Annotated in this window: 16 protein-coding genes and 2 pseudogenes; 8 read left to right on the forward strand and 10 right to left on the reverse strand. The window is 71.8% G+C overall.

The genetic code is table 11. The annotated features are described in order from the left end of the window. Position 1: 1 nt before the first annotated feature. Positions 2 to 775: an enoyl-CoA hydratase-related protein gene (locus AC2A1K_RS05620; RefSeq protein WP_483895338.1), complete on the reverse strand. Its 774-nt coding sequence runs from the start codon at positions 773 to 775 to the stop codon at positions 2 to 4. Positions 776 to 1177: 402 nt separating this feature from the next. On the opposite strand from AC2A1K_RS05620, the gene AC2A1K_RS05625 reads away from it, so the two are divergent. After that, positions 1178 to 1474 carry a YciI family protein gene (locus AC2A1K_RS05625; RefSeq protein ID WP_483895339.1) on the forward strand — a complete coding sequence of 99 codons (297 nt, stop codon included), beginning with the start codon at positions 1178 to 1180 and terminating at the stop codon, positions 1472 to 1474. On the opposite strand, the gene AC2A1K_RS05630 is transcribed toward AC2A1K_RS05625, so the two are convergent. The 8 genes and pseudogenes from AC2A1K_RS05630 to AC2A1K_RS05665 all read right to left on the reverse strand — a co-directional run bounded on the left by AC2A1K_RS05630 (position 1471) and on the right by AC2A1K_RS05665 (position 8465). Next, positions 1471 to 2673 carry a TetR/AcrR family transcriptional regulator gene (locus tag AC2A1K_RS05630; RefSeq protein WP_483895340.1) on the reverse strand — a complete coding sequence of 401 codons (1203 nt, stop codon included), beginning with the start codon at positions 2671 to 2673 and terminating at the stop codon, positions 1471 to 1473. The two genes, AC2A1K_RS05625 and AC2A1K_RS05630, sit on opposite strands and share 4 nt — an antisense overlap. 90 nt (positions 2674 to 2763) lie before the next feature. Then, on the reverse strand, positions 2764 to 3663 hold the full coding sequence (locus tag AC2A1K_RS05635) for an SMP-30/gluconolactonase/LRE family protein (RefSeq protein WP_483895341.1): 900 nt from the start codon (positions 3661 to 3663) through the stop codon (positions 2764 to 2766). 65 nt (positions 3664 to 3728) lie between these two features. Further along, positions 3729 to 5372, reverse strand: coding sequence for a flavin-containing monooxygenase (locus tag AC2A1K_RS05640; RefSeq protein WP_483895342.1), 1644 nt, complete (start codon positions 5370 to 5372; stop codon positions 3729 to 3731). A 258-nt stretch (positions 5373 to 5630) separates the two neighbouring features. Beyond that, a pseudogene (locus AC2A1K_RS05645) lies at positions 5631 to 5839 on the reverse strand (integrase core domain-containing protein); the annotation flags it as partial. Positions 5840 to 6143: 304 nt separating this feature from the next. Continuing rightward, entirely contained in the window at positions 6144 to 6587 is a 444-nt protein-coding gene (locus tag AC2A1K_RS05650) for an aldehyde dehydrogenase family protein (protein WP_483895343.1), read from the reverse strand. Between the two features lie 231 nt (positions 6588 to 6818). Then, a complete protein-coding gene (locus tag AC2A1K_RS05655) occupies positions 6819 to 7475 on the reverse strand; it encodes an MBL fold metallo-hydrolase (protein ID WP_483895344.1) in 657 nt (218 codons plus the stop codon). A 130-nt stretch (positions 7476 to 7605) separates the two neighbouring features. Then, positions 7606 to 7767: pseudogene (locus tag AC2A1K_RS05660) on the reverse strand (acyl-CoA dehydrogenase); the annotation flags it as partial. Positions 7768 to 8069: 302 nt separating this feature from the next. Next, the gene (locus tag AC2A1K_RS05665) at positions 8070 to 8465 is read right to left on the reverse strand and encodes a PaaI family thioesterase (RefSeq protein ID WP_483895345.1); all 396 of its coding nucleotides are present in this window, start codon (positions 8463 to 8465) and stop codon (positions 8070 to 8072) included. 698 nt (positions 8466 to 9163) lie between these two features. On the opposite strand from AC2A1K_RS05665, the gene AC2A1K_RS05670 reads away from it, so the two are divergent. The 3 genes from AC2A1K_RS05670 to AC2A1K_RS05680 are packed head-to-tail and all read left to right on the forward strand — an operon-like array spanning position 9164 to position 11678. Then, positions 9164 to 10702 carry a GMC family oxidoreductase gene (locus tag AC2A1K_RS05670; protein ID WP_483895346.1) on the forward strand — a complete coding sequence of 513 codons (1539 nt, stop codon included), beginning with the start codon at positions 9164 to 9166 and terminating at the stop codon, positions 10700 to 10702. 35 nt (positions 10703 to 10737) lie between these two features. After that, complete coding sequence (locus AC2A1K_RS05675; RefSeq protein ID WP_483895347.1) at positions 10738 to 11496, forward strand: alpha/beta fold hydrolase; 759 nt, start codon at positions 10738 to 10740, stop codon at positions 11494 to 11496. 2 nt (positions 11497 to 11498) lie between these two features. Then, positions 11499 to 11678 carry a hypothetical protein gene (locus AC2A1K_RS05680; protein WP_483895348.1) on the forward strand — a complete coding sequence of 60 codons (180 nt, stop codon included), beginning with the start codon at positions 11499 to 11501 and terminating at the stop codon, positions 11676 to 11678. Positions 11679 to 11743: 65 nt separating this feature from the next. Here AC2A1K_RS05680 and AC2A1K_RS05685 read toward each other — a convergent pair whose 3' ends face one another. After that, complete coding sequence (locus AC2A1K_RS05685; RefSeq protein ID WP_483895349.1) at positions 11744 to 12541, reverse strand: MerR family transcriptional regulator; 798 nt, start codon at positions 12539 to 12541, stop codon at positions 11744 to 11746. Positions 12542 to 12618: 77 nt separating this feature from the next. Here AC2A1K_RS05685 and AC2A1K_RS05690 point away from each other — a divergent pair, with 77 nt between their 5' ends. From AC2A1K_RS05690 to AC2A1K_RS05705, 4 genes are all read left to right on the forward strand, one after another. After that, a complete protein-coding gene (locus AC2A1K_RS05690) occupies positions 12619 to 12972 on the forward strand; it encodes a Cif family virulence factor (RefSeq protein ID WP_483895350.1) in 354 nt (117 codons plus the stop codon). Between the two features lie 113 nt (positions 12973 to 13085). Then, on the forward strand, positions 13086 to 15797 hold the full coding sequence (locus tag AC2A1K_RS05695) for an ATP-binding protein (protein ID WP_483895351.1): 2712 nt from the start codon (positions 13086 to 13088) through the stop codon (positions 15795 to 15797). A gap of 133 nt (positions 15798 to 15930) precedes the next feature. Beyond that, entirely contained in the window at positions 15931 to 16692 is a 762-nt protein-coding gene (locus AC2A1K_RS05700; RefSeq protein ID WP_483895352.1) for an alpha/beta fold hydrolase, read from the forward strand. Between the two features lie 298 nt (positions 16693 to 16990). Then, positions 16991 to 18241 carry a M20 metallopeptidase family protein gene (locus AC2A1K_RS05705; RefSeq protein ID WP_483895353.1) on the forward strand — a complete coding sequence of 417 codons (1251 nt, stop codon included), beginning with the start codon at positions 16991 to 16993 and terminating at the stop codon, positions 18239 to 18241. The last annotated feature ends 256 nt before the right edge of the window (positions 18242 to 18497 follow it).

Raw genomic sequence — 18497 nt, forward strand, 5'->3', positions numbered from 1 at the left:
GTCAGGCTCCCCGATAGACCGGGGCGCGCCGCTCGAAGAAGGCCGCCACGGCTTCCTTGGCGTCGCCGTAGGCCGACAGCTCGCCGGAGAGACCCTGCTCGAACTCGTAGCCGGCCTTGAGCTCCTGGTACTCGATGGCGTTGAGGCTGCGCTTGGCGAACCGCAGCGCGACCGGGCTGTGCCGGGCCATCAGCGACGCCACCGCGCGCGCCTCGTCGAGCAACCGGTCCGCGGGCACCACCTCGAGGACCCCGCCCATCCGCGCCAGGGTCTCGGCGGGCAGCGGCTCCCCGGTGAGGTGCAGGTACCGGACCAGGTTCGGGGGCACGAGGCGGGCCGCGTGCTTCGCCCCGCCCATCACCCCGACGTTCACCTCGGGGAGGCCGAACCGTGCGCCCTCGGCGGCGACGACCACGTCGCACGAGGCGGCGAGCGCGAGCCCCGTGCCGAGCGCGACGCCGTGCACCGCGCCGACCACCGGGACCGCGGCGTCGCGGATCGCCCAGAACGCCTCCCGGACCACCTTCATCCGCGACCCGGCGTTGTCCGGCGTCATCGACCGGAACTCGTCGAGGTCGTTGCCCCCGCAGAAGTGCCCTCCGGCGCCGGTGAGCACGACGACCCGGACGTCGGGAAGGCGTCGCTCGACGTCGCCGAACAGCTCGGTGATCTCGCCGTACATCTCCTGGGTGACGGCGTTCACCGGAGGCCGGTCGAGCCACACGGTCGCGACGGGGCCGTCGATCTCCCACCGCAGCAGCTCAGTTGCACCCACGTCGCACCTCTCGCTCGCCCGGGGCCGGTGGCGGACCGGACGACACATGTCCATGGATCGTCCGTGCACGTCGGCCTTCAGTAGAGTCACAGCTCACATCGGATGTCAATGAGCGTTATCGAACAAGGACGGTCAATTCCGCCCTGCGAAGCGGGTCAGCGCGGTAAGAAGTCGTTCGACCATCACGTCGGGAGCCAGAACGCGGTACCGTGGTACGCGGTCGAGGTCCATCAGGCGTAGCGCGGGGGAGTCGGGGGCGGAGCGATGTCGGACAGCGCCACCACCTCGGCCTCGTGGCGCGCGTCGTCACCGGCGCCGAGCCGACCCCACTGTGCGGTCACCTTCTCTCCGCCGTGGCGTGAGCGGCGGAGGGGCCCCGACCATCACCCGAGGAGAGACGTCATGCGCACCTTCGCGGTCCTGTACTCGTACGTCGACGACGATGACCTGCGCGCGGGGGTCCGCTCGGCCCACAGGGAGTACCTGGAGGGCCTCGACGGTGTGCTCGTCGCCGGTGCCTTCGCTCCCGGCGAGCCGGCAGGCGGGCTCCTCGTCTTCCGGGTGAGCGACCGGGAGAGGGTCCAGCAGATCGTCGACGCGGACCCCTACACGACGGCGGGGGTGGTCGCGAGCGTCCAGATCCGCGAGTGGGTGCCGGCGCTCGGGTCCGTGGCGGCCTCGATGACGGCGACCGCCTAGCTCGCCGGAACGCCCAGGATGTCGTCGGCCAGCCCTCCGAGCTCCGGCTCGAGACGCCGGTCGGCCCGCAGGTGAGGAATGCGCACGATCCCGTCGACGGTCGTCCGCGCGGCGTTCACCAGAGCGGACACCTCGGAGTCGGAGAGGTCCGGGCGCGTCAGGAGCAGCCAGCGCGCCCACTCGCCCACATGGTCGCCGGTCACCCGGTCGTGACGTTCCCGGACGTCCGCGGGCAGGTACAGCCGCTCGGTGACCGACACCGAGGCCACGTTCGTCTCCTGGGCGTCGAGGCGGACATAGCCCTCGACGAGCTCGTGGACGACCCGGGCGTCGGGGACTGGGCGGCGCAGTGCCCTGGCGGTCTCCAGCGCCAGCCACTCGTCGAACCGGGTGACGACGGCGACCAGGAGGTCCGCCTTCGTGTCGAAGTACCGGTAGAGCGCCGGCCCGACCACGCCGGCCTCGCGCCCGATCTCGTCGATCCCGACACCGCCGTAACCGTGCCGGTGGAACGCGTGGGCCGCCGACCGGATCAGCAGCTCGCGGCGCGACGTCGGTGAGCGATCGGTCGGCGGAGGCCGGTCGGGGTCCGGACGGCCGGTCGGTGTGCCGTGGACGATGCGCAGCCCCGCCTGGAGCAGGAGCTCGGCCAGGCGGGATCGCGACAGGCTCGTGTCGAAGTGCCCGGGGCTGGTCACCAGGCCGATGACCGCCCAGCTGCGCAGCTCGATCAGGAACGGGTCGAGGTCGGGCCGGGCCGGGCCGACGCTGATGGCGGCGACCCGGTCCGCGATCCACCGTGTCCGTGCCCGCACCGCGACGTAGTCCTCGGGACCGAGGTGACGGGCCTCGCGCTGCCACAGCAGGGAGAGGCGTCGGCTCTGCAGGGCGGCGTTGATCAGGGCGCGGAGGCCCGCCGTGAGGTCGGACGGCGGGCGCTCCCCGAGCAGGGTCAGGACGTCGACCAGGCGGGCCTGGTCCTCGTGCACGACGTGGGCCAGCAGCGCCTGCTTGCTCGCGTAGTGGCGGTACAGCGCCCGCGCGGTGATGCCGCTGGCCTGCGCGATGTCGTCCATCCGGACCGAATGGAAGCCGCGGTCGGCGAAGAGGTCGCTGGCGGCTTCCCCGATGTCGGCCCGGCGGGACTTGGGCCGCTTGGCACGTCCGTCATCCGCCGGGCGTGCGGTGGCGGTACTCATCGCTCCCCTCCCTGGCGACCCGGCTCATCCTAGGAGGTGGCGGTGACGCGGGCGGGCCGCCGGGCCGACCCGGGCGGCCCGGGCCCGTCGTCAGGCCGAGACGCCCGACGCGACGCCGGGGGAGTCGCCGGGTGTGACGCCGGTGCGGCCCACGGTCGCCGTCGCGACCGCGCCGGTCGACCGGCCCTCGTGGAAGTCCTCGAGGGTGGTGGTGTTGCACATCAGGTAGAGGACGTCGAGCTCGGGGCCTCCGAACGTGCAGGCGATCGCCCAGGTGCCGCGGGTGGCGACGCAGTCGGTGACCTCGCCGCCCTCGATCACGCGGTAGAAGCCGCTGTCGTCGTCCAGCGTCAGGGCGTTCCCGAACCAGACCCCGCCGTCGGTGTCCAGCGCGATGCCGTCGGGGTGGTAGTCGTCCGGGAGCTGCGCCCAGGTCCGCAGGTTGGAGAGCGACCCGTCCTCGGCCACGTCGAACGCGCTGATCCGATGCCGGAACGTCTCGGCCAGCAGCAGCGTCCGGGCGTCCGCGGTGAGCGCGGCACCGTTGGGGAACAGCACGTCGCCGGGGACGCGCTGGACGCGGCCGGTCGGATCGATGTGGGCCAGGTTGGTCGTCCTCGGGTCCTCGGAGCCGAGGGCGAACCCGAAGTTGCCCGCGTACGCGTGGCCGGACGGCGAGACGAGCATGTCGTTGCCGAGGCCGGTGGCGATGTCGCTGAAGTCGGCGTACTCGGCGGTGGAGCCGTCCGGGGCGATCCGGAGGACCGTGGCGGCCGCCTGGGCGACGACCAGCACCGAGCCGTCGTCGAGGAAGCCGAGTCCGGACGGCGAGCCCTCGACCTTGGCGACGGACCGGTACGAGCCGTCGTCGTCGAACCGGACGACGTGCTGGGCGAAGAAGTCGCTGGCCCACAGGTGGCCGTCGTGCCAGCGCGGGGCCTCCAGGAACTGGTGTCCGGTCGAGAACGGACTGGACGAGTGGATCTTCATGGGTTCCTCCTGAGCGGATCGGAACGAGGGACTGGTGCCGGGTGGGACGGGCGCGGCGGGGCCGCTCAGGACAGGACGAATCCCGCGTAACCGTTGTCGGAGGACTCCCTGCACTTCTCCAGGTACAGCGGGAGGCCGCCGGGGTACGCGAGCAGCTCGGTCTTCTTTCCGGGCACGTTCGCGTTCATGTACCAGGAGTTGGCCAGCGGGAATGTCGTCGCCGCGGCCAGCGCTCCGAGGTGGTCGCTCCACTCCTGCTCGGCCTCCGGCGTGGCCTCGATCCGGGTCAGGCCCTGCTCGCGCAGGTGCACCAGGCAGTCGACGACCCAGTCGCCTTCGAGCTCGGCGCAGGTGGGGCCGTTACAGAACGCGGACGGGCTCTGCGGGCCGTAGACGTAGAGGATGTTCGGGAACCCGGCGGTCGCTCGGCCTAGTGCCGTCCGCGTGCCCTCGCGGAACGCGTCGGCGAACGACTCGCCGTTCGTGCCGCGGACGTCGATGTCGGTCAGGCCGCCGGTGAACGAGTCGAACCCGGTGGCGAGGACGATGACGTCGACCTCGTGCTCACGCCCGTCCGCGGTGCGGATCCCGTGGCGGGTGACCTCCTGGATCGGGGTCTCGTTGATGTCGACGAGCTCGACGTTGTCCTGGTTGAACGACTCGTAGTACGTGTACTCGAGCGGGCAGCGCTTCGTCCCGAACGGGTAGGGCGGGACCTCGGGCGCGAGCTTCTCCGCGACCGCCGGGTCCTTGATCCGGGGGAGCGTCTTCCCGCGCCAGAACGCGTAGATCCGGTTGCCGACGTCGGAGTTGAAGAACATGTCGGCGTAGCCGCCGAGCCAGATGTGCAGGCCGCCCTTCGACCAGAGCTCCTCGAGCGTCGCGGTGAACTCCTCGTCGGGAACGTCCGCCGTCGGCGTGAAGATCACGTTGTACTCGAGCCCGGCGAAGGTCGTCTCGCGGTACTCGAACAGGTGCGGGTACCGCTTCCGCAGTTCGTCGTTCGCCGCGGCGTCGAGCCTGCGGGAGTACATCGGGATCGCGGTGGCCGGAGTGCGCTGGAAGACGGTGAGGTGCGCGACGTCCTGGGCGATCGTCTGCACGACCTGGACCCCGCTGGCGCCGGTCCCGACGACGGCGACCCGCTTGCCCGTCATGTCGTCGTCGCGGGGCCACCGGGAGGTGTGAAACCAGTTGCCCTCGAAGTCGGTGAGCCCGGGGAAGTCGGGATAGAGCGCCTTCGAGCCCGTACCCAGCATCGGGAGGAGGAACCGCGCGCGGGACACGAACGTCTCACCGGTCCGTTCGTCGCGCGTCTCGACGGTCCAGCGATCGCTCTCCTCGTCGAACCGGGCCGCGACCACCCGGCTGCTGAACCGGATGTCGTCGGCGAGGTCGAGCCGGTCGATGACGAACCGGAAGTAGGCCTGGAGCTCCTCCTGGCCGGGGTACATCTCCGACCAGTTCCACTCCCGCCAGATCCGCTCGTCGGAGAACTGGTAGAGCGTGGCCTCCGTGTCGACCCGGGCGCCCGGGTACTGATTCCAGTGCCACACCCCGCCCGCGTCGGAGCCGGCCTCGTAGAGCTTGACGGCGAAGCCGAGCGACCGGAGGCGCTCGAGCTGGTAGACGCCCGAGAATCCGCCCCCGACGACGAGGACGTCGAGATCGTCCGTCAGCGTCCGGTCGTCGGCCAGTAGGTTGGTCATGTCAATCTTCCCTCACGATCTGGTGCTGACGGGCGACCCACGATGCCGCGTCCGAGCTCCTCGAGACAACGTTGCAGACCACGCTGCCTGGCCGTTTGCCAGGGTGTCGCCGCCGTCCATGACGCGGGTCACATCTGGCGAGTATCCGAAGCGCGCCTGTAGATGTCAACCGCGACTAACGTCAGATCGCACCTTGGCGTCGAAGGTCGCCGTACTCGCCGTACTCCTTGGAGAGCTCGGCCGACCGGGGCGCCGGAGGCGGTGGTTGTACCGATCGACCCACTCGAGGGTGGCGATCTCGACCTGCTCGACGGCCCACCACGGCGCTCGCGGCTTGATCATCTCGGTCTTGACCAGCCCTGATCGTCGACTCGGCGAGCGCGTTGTCCAGCGGCGTCGCCCACCGTCCCGACCGACGGAGCTGCGCCGGCCTCGGCGAGCCGCTCGGTGAAGGCGATCGAGGTGTAATGCCCGGGTTCAAGGGGTCGTCGCAACACCTTGATCGAGGAGGGATGTCGTGGCGTGACGAGCGCACTGGGAGGGCGACCTCGTCCTCGGGATGGGCAGCTCCGCGATCGGCACCCTGGTCGAGCGCGCCATCCCCTTCACGCTGGTGCCCGAGCTGCCCCGAGGCCCCGGCATGACGGTCCGAAGACCAAGAACGGGCCGGCGCTCGCGGGACACGGCTCCGAAGCCGTCCGCGATGCCATCGCCGCCCGGATCACGACCCTGCCCGAGGCGCTCCGGCGGACGCTCGCCCGGGATCTCCCGTCACGTCGAGCAAGCGTCTCGGCTGCGATCACGGTCGTTGGTGACGTCGGTGACGATGGTGGGCTCGACCCAGAACCCGCGTTCGTAGTCCGGACCGGACGGGCTCTTCCCGCCGATTCTCAGCGTCGCGCCCTCCTGCGTGCCGCGCTCGATGTAGCCGAGGATCCGCTCGCGCTGGGCCGCGCTCATGACCGGCCCGATATCGGTGTCCGGGTCGAGCGGATTGCCGATCTTGAGCGTCTTGACCTGGGCGACCAGACGGTCGACGAACTCGTCGTGCAGAGAGTCCGGCAGCAGCAGACGGGTGCCCGACTCGCAGGCCTGGCCGGCGTGCATGAGGAACGCGAAGATCGAACCGTCCACGGCGACGTCGAGGTCGGCGTCGTCGAGGACGATGGTGGGACCTTGCCGCCGAGCTCGCTGGTGCCCTCCTGCATCCCGCACCCGAGGACGATGTCCTCGACCTCGCCCCCGTCGAGCCCCGCACGCTCGACGGCCGCGCGGACGGCCTCCGCGGCCAGGTGCTGGGCGTGAGTGTCGTTGAACGCTCGGCGATGCCTCGGCCGACCCCGCAGGCGGCGCCGGTGACGATGACCGTCCGTCCCTGGAAGTCGAAGGTCAGGTTGGACATGGTCTCCCTCCCGGGTCGGCGGGGGAAGCGTTCGGTCGGGTGGCCTAGGCCCACGAGAACCGTCGGAGTCCGTCAGCGGTCACGAGCCGGCCGAACGCCAGCTCGGGCAGGTGCGCGGGCGCGAACACGTCGCCCGACGCGGCGAGCTCCGCGGCGAGCCGGTGCCGCATCGCGTTGGCGGCCGCCTGGTCGACGTCGAACATGCCCTCCCACTCGGGGTCGGTCAGCTCACCCACGGTGTGGACGACGTCGCCGAGCAGGAGGGCGCGCTCGCCGGCGTCGCTGACGACGAAGACGGTGGAACCCGGGGTGTGACCGGGAGCCGGTCGCGCTCGCACGCCGGGCACGAGCTCGGTCTCCTCGTCGAAGGTCTCCACCCGCTCGGTGATGGGGGCCAGCGACTCCTGGAGGGCCGGGTCGGCCGTCGGCCCGGTCATGAAGTGGGCCCAGTCGTCGGCGTGCACGCGGAAGGTCGCCCGCGGGAAGGCGACCTGACCGCGGACCGTCGACCACCCGACGTGGTCGGGGTGCATGTGCGTGAACAGGACGTCGGTCACGTCCTCCGGGTCGACCCCGGTGCGGCTGAGGTTCGCCAGCAGACCACCGGTGACGAAGCCCTCGTGGGCGAAGTCCTCGCCGGTACCGGCGTCGACGAGGACCGTCCGGCCCGCGGTGGTGAACAGGAACGAGCCGATGTCCATCCGGATCCGGCCTCGGGCGTCGGACGGTTGGTGGTGGCAGCTCCACTCGCGGCCCTCCGGTGGCCCCTCCGGTTCGGTGCGACTGTGACCTGAATCCGCGGATCGACGGGCACCACACACCGGTGGCGTGCCCGCTCAACGTCGGCGAGCAGCGGTCGAGCCAACGCTTCTTCTGCTCGTCGATGCCGAACAGGGCGAGCAGTTCCATGTTGCCGGTGTCGGGAGCAGCGCAGTTGAGCGCGGCCGGTCCCAGACGCGGGCTGCGGCCGGTGATCTCCGCGAGAGGGGCGTAGTACCGAGCGGAAGGGGCGGGACGGGCCATGCGGAGCGCCTCCAGCGGAGTTCCGGGCCGTCAACGGACCATCGATCTCCTGGAGAGAAGCAGTGCAGGCCCGACGCCTGCAACGATGGGTGCGCCGTCAGGGGCTCGAACCCCGAACCCAGTGACTCTGATCGGGAGTCACCTGGCGTGGTGGAACGTGCGGACCGCCGCGTACCTGCGACAACGGCGAGTCGTCCTCACTGACGCTTGGCGCTGGTGCCAGCTTGCCCGGCGCTCATCGTCATGGGTACGTCATGGGCCGATCTTGTTTCTCACCGCGTGACGGTCGCCTGTTCCGGTGTCGCGGGCGGGACGCTGAACACGCCCGTGCAGGACACGACGGGGCGTTCCTTGCTGGTGATCTCGCAATTGGCGAAGGCCAATCGGGAGCCCATGCGCTGGAGGGTCGTGCGGGCTTCGAGCCAGTCTCCGACCTGAGCGCTACCGGTGTAGTTCACCGTCAAGCTCGCCGTCACCAGAGCGAGAACCTCACCGTGTGCCGCGATGGCTCCGTAGCCCAGGGCGACGTCGGCCATGCTGGTGAGGACACCCCCATGGATACCGCCCCGGCTGTTGGCGTGCTGTTCGCCGGTCTGGAGGCCGTAGACCGGGGAGCGCGGGTCGGTGTCATCCACGTACAGCGGGCCGATTAGGTCCAGGAAAACCACTCCGTCTCGTGACGGGCCGGAAGCCCGCTCGGACCAGGGCGGCGTTCGAGGACGCGATGTCGTCGGGTTCCGACATAGTCGGACACTGACAGTCACAACGGGTGGACGCCACATGACGTCGGAGCCGCGGGTGTCCCGAACCGAACTCCGACCGCAGGGCTCCGGCCCGGGTCTCTCCCTCGGCGGCGCGGTCTCTGACCTGCCGGGGCGCTCGTGCGGGGGCACGCACCCGTTTCCGTCGATGGCCGGCGCCGGTGCTGCTCGGTGGCGCTTGCGGCGGCGCCTCGCTCACGGCCACATCGCCGACGCCCGCGGCTTCGTCACCGCCGTCGGCGAACAGCTCCACGCCGCCCACAACCACTCGATCCCGAGGCGGGGTGATCGGCTGTGGCCCGCCCACCGACCACCATCGGCACCGGGGATCACTTCCCGCGTGGCCCTGCGTCCCGCGATCGGTCCATGACCGGCGGGTCCGCCGTCGGCGCGACGGTCATCTGACGTACGCGAGGAGGCAGCACCGCTTCCTACGGTCGATCCGTCGGCGCTGAGGCGGCCGATCCGGGTCGTTCCGGCGGTCGAGGACCCACGATCGCGCCCTGGCAACTCGGCGTCCCCGCACGTGTGCGCGGGTGGACGTCCGATTGGCACACCACATCAAAGTCGAGATGTCGAGGAGACAGATCATGCAGGACTCAGAAGTGTCCAGGAACAGTCGCTACGACTATGTGGTCGTCGGCGCAGGATCGGCCGGTTGCGTGCTCGCCGCTCGCCTGTCCGAGGATCCGGCGGCCCGAGTGCTGTTGCTCGAGTCGGGCCCGGCCGACACCAGGCCGGAGATCGCCGCGCCGCCGGCGTGGCCGGCGCTGTGGGGCACCGAGGTCGACTACGGCTACGAGACGGTCCCGCAGGCCGGCACCGGTGGGATCTCCCACAACTGGCCGCGGGGGCACACCCTCGGCGGGAGCAGCAGCATCAACGCGATGGTGTACCTGCGCGGGCACCGCAACGACTTCGACCAGTGGGCCAAGTCCGGGTGTACGGGATGGGACTACGAGTCGGTGCTGCCCTACTTCCGGCGTATGGAGACGGTCACGGGACGGGACCCGCACTATCGAGGCACGGACGGTCCGATGCTGCCCGCCCCCTCGGCGGACCCCAACCCCGTGTCCCAGGTCTTCCTCGACGGCGCGGCGGCAGCCGGGTTCCCGGCCACCGAGGACTTCAACGGAGCCCACGCCGAGGGCGCCGGCTGGCACGACCTGTCGATCACAGGTGGGGCACGGCAGAGCACCGCGGCCGCCTACCTGCATCCGGTGCGTCGCCGCAGGCCCAACCTGACCGTTGCCACCAGCTCTCGGGTCCGGAGGCTGCGCTTCGACGGGGACCGCTGCGTCGGCGTCGAGTTCGAGAGCGACGGCGAGCTGACCACTGCGTACGCCGACCGCGAGGTGGTGATCAGCGCGGGCGCGGTGGACTCGCCTCGGCTGTTGCTCCTGTCCGGGGTCGGGCCGGCCGCGGAGCTCGAGGCCGCCGGCGTCGCCGTGGTGCACGACCTGCCCGGGGTGGGTCGCAACCTGCACGACCACCCGCTGTGCGGAGTCGTCTACGAGGCGGCCCAGCCGATCCCGGCGGGGCGGACCAATCACGCCGAGACGTCCATGGTGTGGCGTAGCGAGGAGTCGCTCGGCGGCCCGGACATGCAGCTGATGTTCATCCACGTGCCGTTCCACCCGCCGCACATGGCCGCGCCCGCGAACAGCTTCACCCTGTCGATCGCCACCGTGCCCGACGCACGCGGCTCGATCCGCCTCGCCGGGCCGGACCCCACGACCCCGCCGCTGATCGATCCGAACTATCTCGGCACGGAGTCCGACGTGCGCCGGATGGTGCACGGGGTGCAGGTGGCCCGCGAGATCGCGGCCACCGAGCCGTTCGCGCCCTGGCGCGCTCGGGAGGTGCTGCCGGGACCCGACGTCACCGACGAGGCGAGCCTGCGTGCGTTCGTCGCCCGCGCCACCAGCACGTACTTCCACCCGGTGGGCAGCGCTGCGATGGGCACCGGCCCGGACGCGGTGGTCGACCCGGACCTGCGGGTGCACGGCCTGGGCGGCCTGCGCGTTGCGGATGCTTCGGTCATGCCGAGGATCGTGCCCGTCAACACCAACGCCGCGACGATCATGATCGGAGAGAAGGCCGCCGACCTGATCCGCCGACCCGGCGGTGGGGTCCCGTCGTGAGTACGGGTCACCCTCGCGCGGGGGAGCGGTCCGGCGTGCGGCTCGGTGAGCTGGCTGCGGACCTCACGGGGACCGACGACGCCCGGCCCCCGGTCGTCCTGCTGCACGGGTTGACCTTCGACCGCGCGATGTGGGCTCCGATGGTGGACGCGCTGGCGGGCCGCCGAGCGGTGGCGCTCGACCTGCCCGGGCACGGCGACTCCCCGCCGCGCGACTCGTACGACCTGCGGGAGGTCGCCGACGTCCTGCACGAGGCGATCACCGCGGCGGGCGCGCCCGTGCCGGTGCTGGTGGGCCACTCGATCGGGGCCGTGCTGGCCACGGTGTACGCGGCCCACCACCCGGCGCGCGCGGTACTGAACCTCGACCAGCCGCTGCTGGCCGGCCCCTTCGGCGACATGCTGCGCTCGGTCGAACCCGAGCTGCGCGGACCGGACTACCTGAGTGTCTGGACGAAGCTCCTCGACGGGATGGGCCTCGACGAGCTGAGCCCTCCGATGCGTGCGCTGTTGCGCTCGACGCCACGCCAGGACCTGCTGCTCGGGTACTGGAAGGAGATCCTCGAGAACTCGCCGGAGGAGCTCCGCCGGCAGCGGACGGACGAACTCACCGCATTGCGGGAGCACAAGACCGGGTATCACCAGGTCAGCCGTACCCCCCTGCCCCCCGGCTACGTCTGGTGGCTACGGACCGTCCTGCCGGACGCCGGGATCACGGTCCTGCCGGGGAGCGGGCACTTCCCGCACCTGGCCCGTCCGGCGGCGCTGATGGAGATCCTCTCCGGCTGGGAGTGAGCGTGCTCGCGGACTTCGACCGGCTCGACCGCATCGACGATCGAGCCCTTCGGCAGACGCTCGTACTCCGGCGGCGTCTCGACCGCCAGCGCCCGCCGGAGCGCCGCGACGGCGCCGGAGAGGCCCGCCGCTCGGCGGCCGGCTCGCCCAGGGTGGAGCTCACGAAGACGCGGAGCCGCTGATCGGGTGTCCGGATGCCGGCCCGGGCAGACCTCTCGAGCATGCTGTGAGAGGACTGCGGGGACCGTCAGCGGGGGGCCACGCGGAAGACCGGCCAGCCGATCTCGGTCCGCCAGGCCGAGGGGTCGGCCGTGTCGCGGGGGCCGACCAAGTAGGTCTCCCGCACCGGGCCGGCCACCGCGAGTGCATTCCCCACCACCCAGGTGCCCAGTTCGCCGTAGGTGACGTCGATGTCATCGTGCTCGCCGACGTGGGTGGTGACGGCGAGCTCGACGGCGGGCAGGGTCACGGGGTGCACCCGGCCGCTGCGCGATGGTTCTGCCGTCGGCCGGTACAGGAGAACATGCCCGCGCCCGTTCTCGAACAGCTCGTTGTCGTACAGCCCTCCCGGGACGCCGGTCGGGTCGTGGACCACCGCGTCCAGCTCGGCGATGGCGCCGGCGTACCAGGCGAGTACCTCCTGGTGCGCCACGTCGTCCTCGACCGCGGCCACCGTCGCCGCCGGGACCGCGCGCAGCTCGATGTGCAGCGGTGGTGGCTCCGGCCGCAGCAGCCGGCGCAGCGACGCCACCGCGCCGCGGGTGCGCTCCAGCTCGGACTCGAGCCGCCGCAGGTGATCGGCGACCAGAGTGGCGCGGATCTGAGGATCGCTGGTCCGCAGGATGCGCTGCACGCCGGACAAGGGGACGTCGAGCTCCCGCAATCGATGGATGACCTGGGCGGTCGAAATCTGGTCGACGCTGTAGTTGCGGTATCCGGTGGCGTCGTCCACGGTTGCCGGCTCGAGCAGACCCGCATCGTGATACCGGCGCAGTGTCCGCACGCTCAGGTGGGTCAGCCGGGAGAACTCACCGATCGTCAGCACGCCTCACGGTGCACCCTCCCCCTGGGGGAGAGTCCAGTGCTTGACCCTCCCGAACCGGGAGGCCGAACGCTGGGCCCGTGACCACACCGAACCACATCCAGCCCGACCAGCTGCCGGCCACGATCCGCGGCTACCTCGCCGCGCACGCCGCCCGCGACGCGGGCACCGCGCTGCGCGCCTTCACGCCCACCGCCGTGGTCGTCGATGAAGGCATGACCTACCGCGGGACCGAGGAGATCCGCGGGTTCCTGTTCAAGGCCGGAACCGAGTTCACCTACACCAGCGCCCTCGTCGGCGCGCAGCGTGCCGGGGATGCGCACTGGGTCGCCACCATGCACCTGGAGGGCGACTTCCCCGGTGGCGTCGTCGACCTCCGCTACCGCTTCGTGATGGACGGCGACTCCATCGCGGAGCTCGTCATCGCGCCGTGACGGCCCCCGCCTCGGGTGCCTGGTGAGACCTTGACCCTGTGTCCCGCGCGCAATAACTTGCCGCCGTCGAGGTGCCCGCGGGTCGCGCGGCAGCCGGACGGTGGTGGGCGCTGATGGGCGCGGACATGACGAGAGCCGGCTTGGTGGGCCGGGACGCGGAGATCGACGCGCTCGATCGGCTGCTCCGCGACGTTCGGCACCGCGGTGCCGCCGTCCTCGTCCGTGGTGAAGCCGGGATCGGCAAGTCCGCCCTGTTGCGCCGCGTGTGCGAAGCCGCAGGCGAGCACGGGTTGCGGGTGCTGAGCACGACCGGCGTGGAGTCGGAGATGACCCTCCCGTTCGCTGGCCTCCACCAGCTCGTCCGGTCGCTGTTCGGTCGTCTCCCCGCGTTGCCCGCCCCGCAGCGGCGTGCGCTCGTCGCAGCGTTCGGCATGACCGACGACGCTGCACCCGAGTTCTTCCTCATCGGTCTGGCGGCCCTGACCCTGATCAGCGACAGCGCCGCGGAGCAGCCCCTCGTGCTGGTGATCGACGACGCGCACTGGCTCGACCGGCCCAGTGCCGACGTCCTCGGCTTCATGGCTCGGCGGCTGGAGTCCGAGGCGGTGGTGATGGTGGCGGCCCAGCGCGACGGCTTCCCGCCCGTCCTCGCCGGCCCGGCGCTGGGCGAGCACCGCGTGGAGCGCCTGGACCGTCGCTCCGCCGAGGAGATGCTTGCTCGCCGGGCACCGCAGCTCGATCCGGCCGACCGCCGGCGCCTGCTGACAGTGGCCGCGGGGAATCCGCTCGCGCTGGCGGAGCTGCCGCTGGAAGGCGCATGGGACGACGGCGCACCCCCGACGCTGACCGCGCGACTGGAGCACGCGTTCGCGGCCCGACTCCCCGGACTGCCCGACGTGACCCGGGATCTGCTGCTCGTCGCAGCGCTGGAAGACGAGGGCGACCTGGGGGAGGCCCTGGTCGCGGCCTCCGAACTCCGCGGCGCTGAGGTCACGGCGGAGGCACTGACCTCGGCCGTCGACGTCGGGCTGGTCACCGCTCACGGGGGGAAGCTCTCCTTCCGTCACCCGCTGGTCCGCCACGCGATCCGCCAGCGGGCTACCCTGGCCGAGCGGCGGCGCGCGCACATCGCACTGGCCGGGACGCTGCGAGGCACCGACCGGCAGATCTGGCATCGGGCTGAGGCCGCTGATGCGCCGGACGCCGCGGTCGCCGCCGAACTGGAGCATGCCGCGGCCCGCGCCCAGCGTCGAGGTGGCGTGGCTGCGGCGCAGGCGGCGCTCGAGCGCGCTGCCCGGCTGACCGCTGACCCGGTGGAGCGGGCGCGGCGCTACCTGCGAGCAGCCGAGTTGGCCTTCGAGTGGGGGCGGCCAGACGTCGTCGACCGCCTCCTGCGTGAGACCGCGGTCCTCGACGTGCCGACTCGGGAGCGGGCTCGCATGACGGTGATCCGGGAGGGGTTCGAGGAGGGCATCCACGACGTGCGCGCGGGCACCCGGATGCTGACCGAGGTCGCCGCCGCGGCCGCGGACGACGGCCGGGCCGACCAGGCGCTGAGGTTCCTTCGGGCCGCCGCGCTGCGGTGCTGGTGGGCCGAGCCGGGCGCCGAGGCGCGCTCCCGCCTGCTGGAGGTCGTCGAGCGGGTGCTCTCCCCGGACGACGTGCTCGTGCTCGAGGTGCTCTCCTACGTGGCACCGTTCGACCGCGGGGCGATGCTCCACGAACGGCTGCAGGCCGTGTCCGACGGTCCGCTCGACGCGGCGCGGTCCCAGGCGGCCGGCGAGGCGGCGAGCGTCGTGGGTGACTTCCCGCTCGCCGTCGAGTTCCTGACGTCGGCGCTGACCGGCCTTCGGGCCGATGGTCGGCTCGGACTCCTGGGCCGGGCCCTGGCCGTGCAGTCGTGGAGTGCGCTCAACGTCGGGCGGTTCGACCTGGCTGCCACGGCTGCCGACGAGGCCGCCCGGCTCGCCGCCGACTCCGCTCAGCCGCTGATGGGGACCCTCGCCGGGGTCGTCCAGTCGGTGGTCTCCGCGGTCTGCGGCGGCGAGGACGTCGAGGAACGCCTCGCCGAGGCGGCCCGGCTGGGCCTGCATGTCGACTCGAACGCCGTCACGGCGGGTGTGCAGTTCGCCCGGGGCACGGTCGCGCTCAACCAGGGGCTGCACCAGGCAGCCTGGGACCAGCTCGTCCGCCTCTCCGACCCCGCCGACCCCGCCCACCACGCCGTGTTGCGCAGCTTCGCCGTCGGCGACCTGGTGGAGGCCGCGGTCCACAGCGGGCACCGGGCCGAGGTCGAGCCGATCGTGGCTGACCTCGAGGCGATCGCGGCGCGCACGCCCTCACCGATGCTGCACATCGGGCTGCGGTACGGCCGAGCGCTCCTGGCCTCCGAGGACGAGGCTGAGGAGCTCTTCGCGGCGGCCCTGGCGGCCGATCTGGGCTCCTGGCCCTTCGCACGTGCACGGCTGCAGCTGGCCCATGGCGCCTGGCTGCGGAGGGGCCGGCGGGCGGCGGAGTCCCGTGCCCCATTGCGGGCCGCACGGGACACTCTTGACGCCATGGGGGCCGCTGCCTGGGGCGACCGGGCGCGGCAGGAGCTGCGCGCCTCCGGAGAGCAGAGCAGGCCGCGTACGCCGGAGGCGCGCGAGCAGTTGAGCCCACAGGAGCTGCTCATCGCGCAGCTGGCCGCGGAGGGCCTGACCAACCGGGAGATCGGCGCGCGGCTGTACCTCTCGCACCGGACGGTCGGCACGCACCTGCACCGAATCTTCCCGAAGCTGGGGATCACCTCCCGCGTGGCCCTGCGTGCCGCGATCGGCTCGTGACCGGCGGGTCCGCCGTCGGCGCGACGGTCATCTGACGTACGCGAGGAGGGAGCACCGCTTCCTACGGTCGATCCATCAGCGCTGTGGCGGCCGATCCGGTCGTGCCGGTCGCTGCGGATCGAGAGGAACGACGATGACCACCGACACCGACACCGACACCGACGCGGGCACGACGGTTCAGGAGAAGCCCACCGTGGTGCTCGTGCACGGCGCGTTCGCCGAGTCCGCGAGCTGGAACGGGGTGATCGAGCAGCTCAGGAGCGACGGCTATCCGGTCATCGCCGCGGCCAACCCGCTCCGGGGCCTGCGCGACGACGCCGGCCACCTGCGCAGCGTCCTGGACCAGGTGCGCGGCCCGATCGTGGTGGCCGGCCACTCCTACGGCGGCTCGGTGATGAGCGTGGCTGCCGACGGGCACCCCGGCGTCCGGGCGCTCGTCTACGTGGGCAGCTTCCTGCTGGAGGAAGGGGAGAGCACCGGTGAGCTGGCCGGGAAGTTCCCCGGCAACGAACTGGGGTCTGCGCTCGATGCCGTTCCCGTCCCCGACGGGGACGGGGGCACGGTGACCGATCTGTACATCCAGCCGGACAAGTTCCGGCAGGTGTTCGCCGCGGATGTTCCCCCGGAGGTCGCCGAGCTGATGATCGCGACGCAGCGGCCCATCACCAGCAAGGCGCTGGAGGAGAAGGCGACGGCGGTGGCCTGGCGGACGATCCCGTCCTGGACTCTGGTCACGCGGCGGGACCTCGCGGTCCCCGCTGAGGCGCAGCTCTTCATGGCCCAGCGCGCGCGGTCCACCGCCGTCGAGGTGGACGCCTCCCACGCCGTCGCCGTGTCCCGGCCCGGCGCGGTCGCCGACCTGATCGTCGAGGCCGCCCGCGCGACAGCCGGCTGAAACACCGCGTCACCACCGTCCCACCCGCTGCGGCCTCAGGCCGGGAGCGAGCTGGGGCGGTCGGGGCGGCGCCGCCACCCACGAGCTTCCTCCTGGAGCGGGGTGAGAGCACGTCGCAGCTGGCCGCCACGTTCCCCGACGCCCAGCTCGGCGCCGCCCTCGACACCGTGCCGTTCCCGCTCCCGGGCGGCTCTCATCTGGCTCGCAGCACACCGACGGGGCGGGCCGATCACCCCGACATGCGCCACCGGATCGGCGGCCAGCACAGACAACTCTCGACGCAGGACTGGACACACGGATGAACGGGACGGCACTTCACGCGGAGCTGGTCACCCTCCGGAGGAGCCTGCACGAGTACCCGGAGATCGGCCTCGATCTGCCCCGGACGCAACGGCGCGTCCTCGACGCGCTGCACGGTCTTGACCTAGAGATCAGCACCGGCCGGCAACTCAGCTCGGTCACGGCCGTCCTGCGCGGTGGGCATCCCGGGCCCGCCGTGCTCTTGCGAGCGGACATGGACGCCCTGCCGCTCGAGGAGGCGAGCGGTGTCGACCACCCCAGTCGGATCCCCGGGGCGATGCACGCGTGCGGCCACGATCTGCACACCGCGATGTTGGTCGGAGCGGCCAGGATGCTCGCCGCCCGTCGCTCGGAGCTGCACGGGGACGTCGTTCTCATGTTCCAACCGGGCGAGGAAGGCTATGACGGCGCCTCTCGCATGATGGCCGAAGGAGTGCTCGATGCCGCCGGGCAGCGGGTGATCGCAGCCTTCGGCATGCACGTGCGGTCGCACGCTACCCCGCGTGGGCTCTTCGCCGCCCGTCCGGGCCCCATGATGGGCGGGACCACGCACCTCACCATCACGGTGCACGGCGAAGGCGGGCACGGCGCCTTCCCGCACCTGGCCCGGGATCCGGTCACCGTGTCGGCCGAGATCGTGCTCGCCCTGCAGGCCCAGGTCACCCGCCGCTATGACGTGTTCGACCCGGTCGTCGTGACCGTGGGCGCGATGCGGGCCGGGACGACGGCGAACACCATCCCCGTACAGGCGCACCTCGAGGCCACGGCGCGGACGTTCTCCACCGCAACACAGGACCGCGTCGTCACCGAGATCACGCAGCTGTGCGAGGGCGTCACCGCGGCGCACGGTCTGTCGGTGGAGATCGGCTACAGCGTGTCGTACCCGGTGACGGTCAACGACCCCGACCACTACGGCCTCGCAGCCGCAGCGGTCACGGATGCGCTCGGTGCCCCTCGGTTCGAACGACTCGAGCATCCGGTGGCCGCCGCCGAGGACTTCTCTCACGTGCTGCGCGCGGTTCCCGGCTGCTACCTGGTGCTCGGCGCCCACGCCGGCACCGAGCCGCTCACCGCGCCCGTCAACCACAGCCCACGGGCCGTCTTCGACGACGCGGTCCTCACCGACGGCGCGTTGATACACACCGAACTGGCCATCCGCACGCTGGCTCGCTCAGCGCGTGGTGACCAGGGCGTGCGACTGGACCCTGACGGCTCCACCTCCTCCCCGGGCGACAGCGCCTCGAGGTAGCAGGCCCCGAACCGAGGGCGCTGCTGGGCGGGCGAAGGGTCGGGCGGCGTCACGCGAGCCGTCGTCGTTCTGGGCGAGCCGCGCCGTCGTGTCGACGCCCCGACGATTCGTGGGGGCGTCGACCAGCTCGGGGCGCGCGGACACGTGCCACTCGGCCTCAGCGCTTCGGCGCGCTGTTGTACATGCGCGATCTCATGGAGGCCGATCCGAGGCTCGAGAACCTGCCCTGACCAATGAGCCATTCGCCGGAGTAAGC

It is taken from the genome of Actinomycetospora sp. 2LY8.5 (assembly GCF_057180585.1).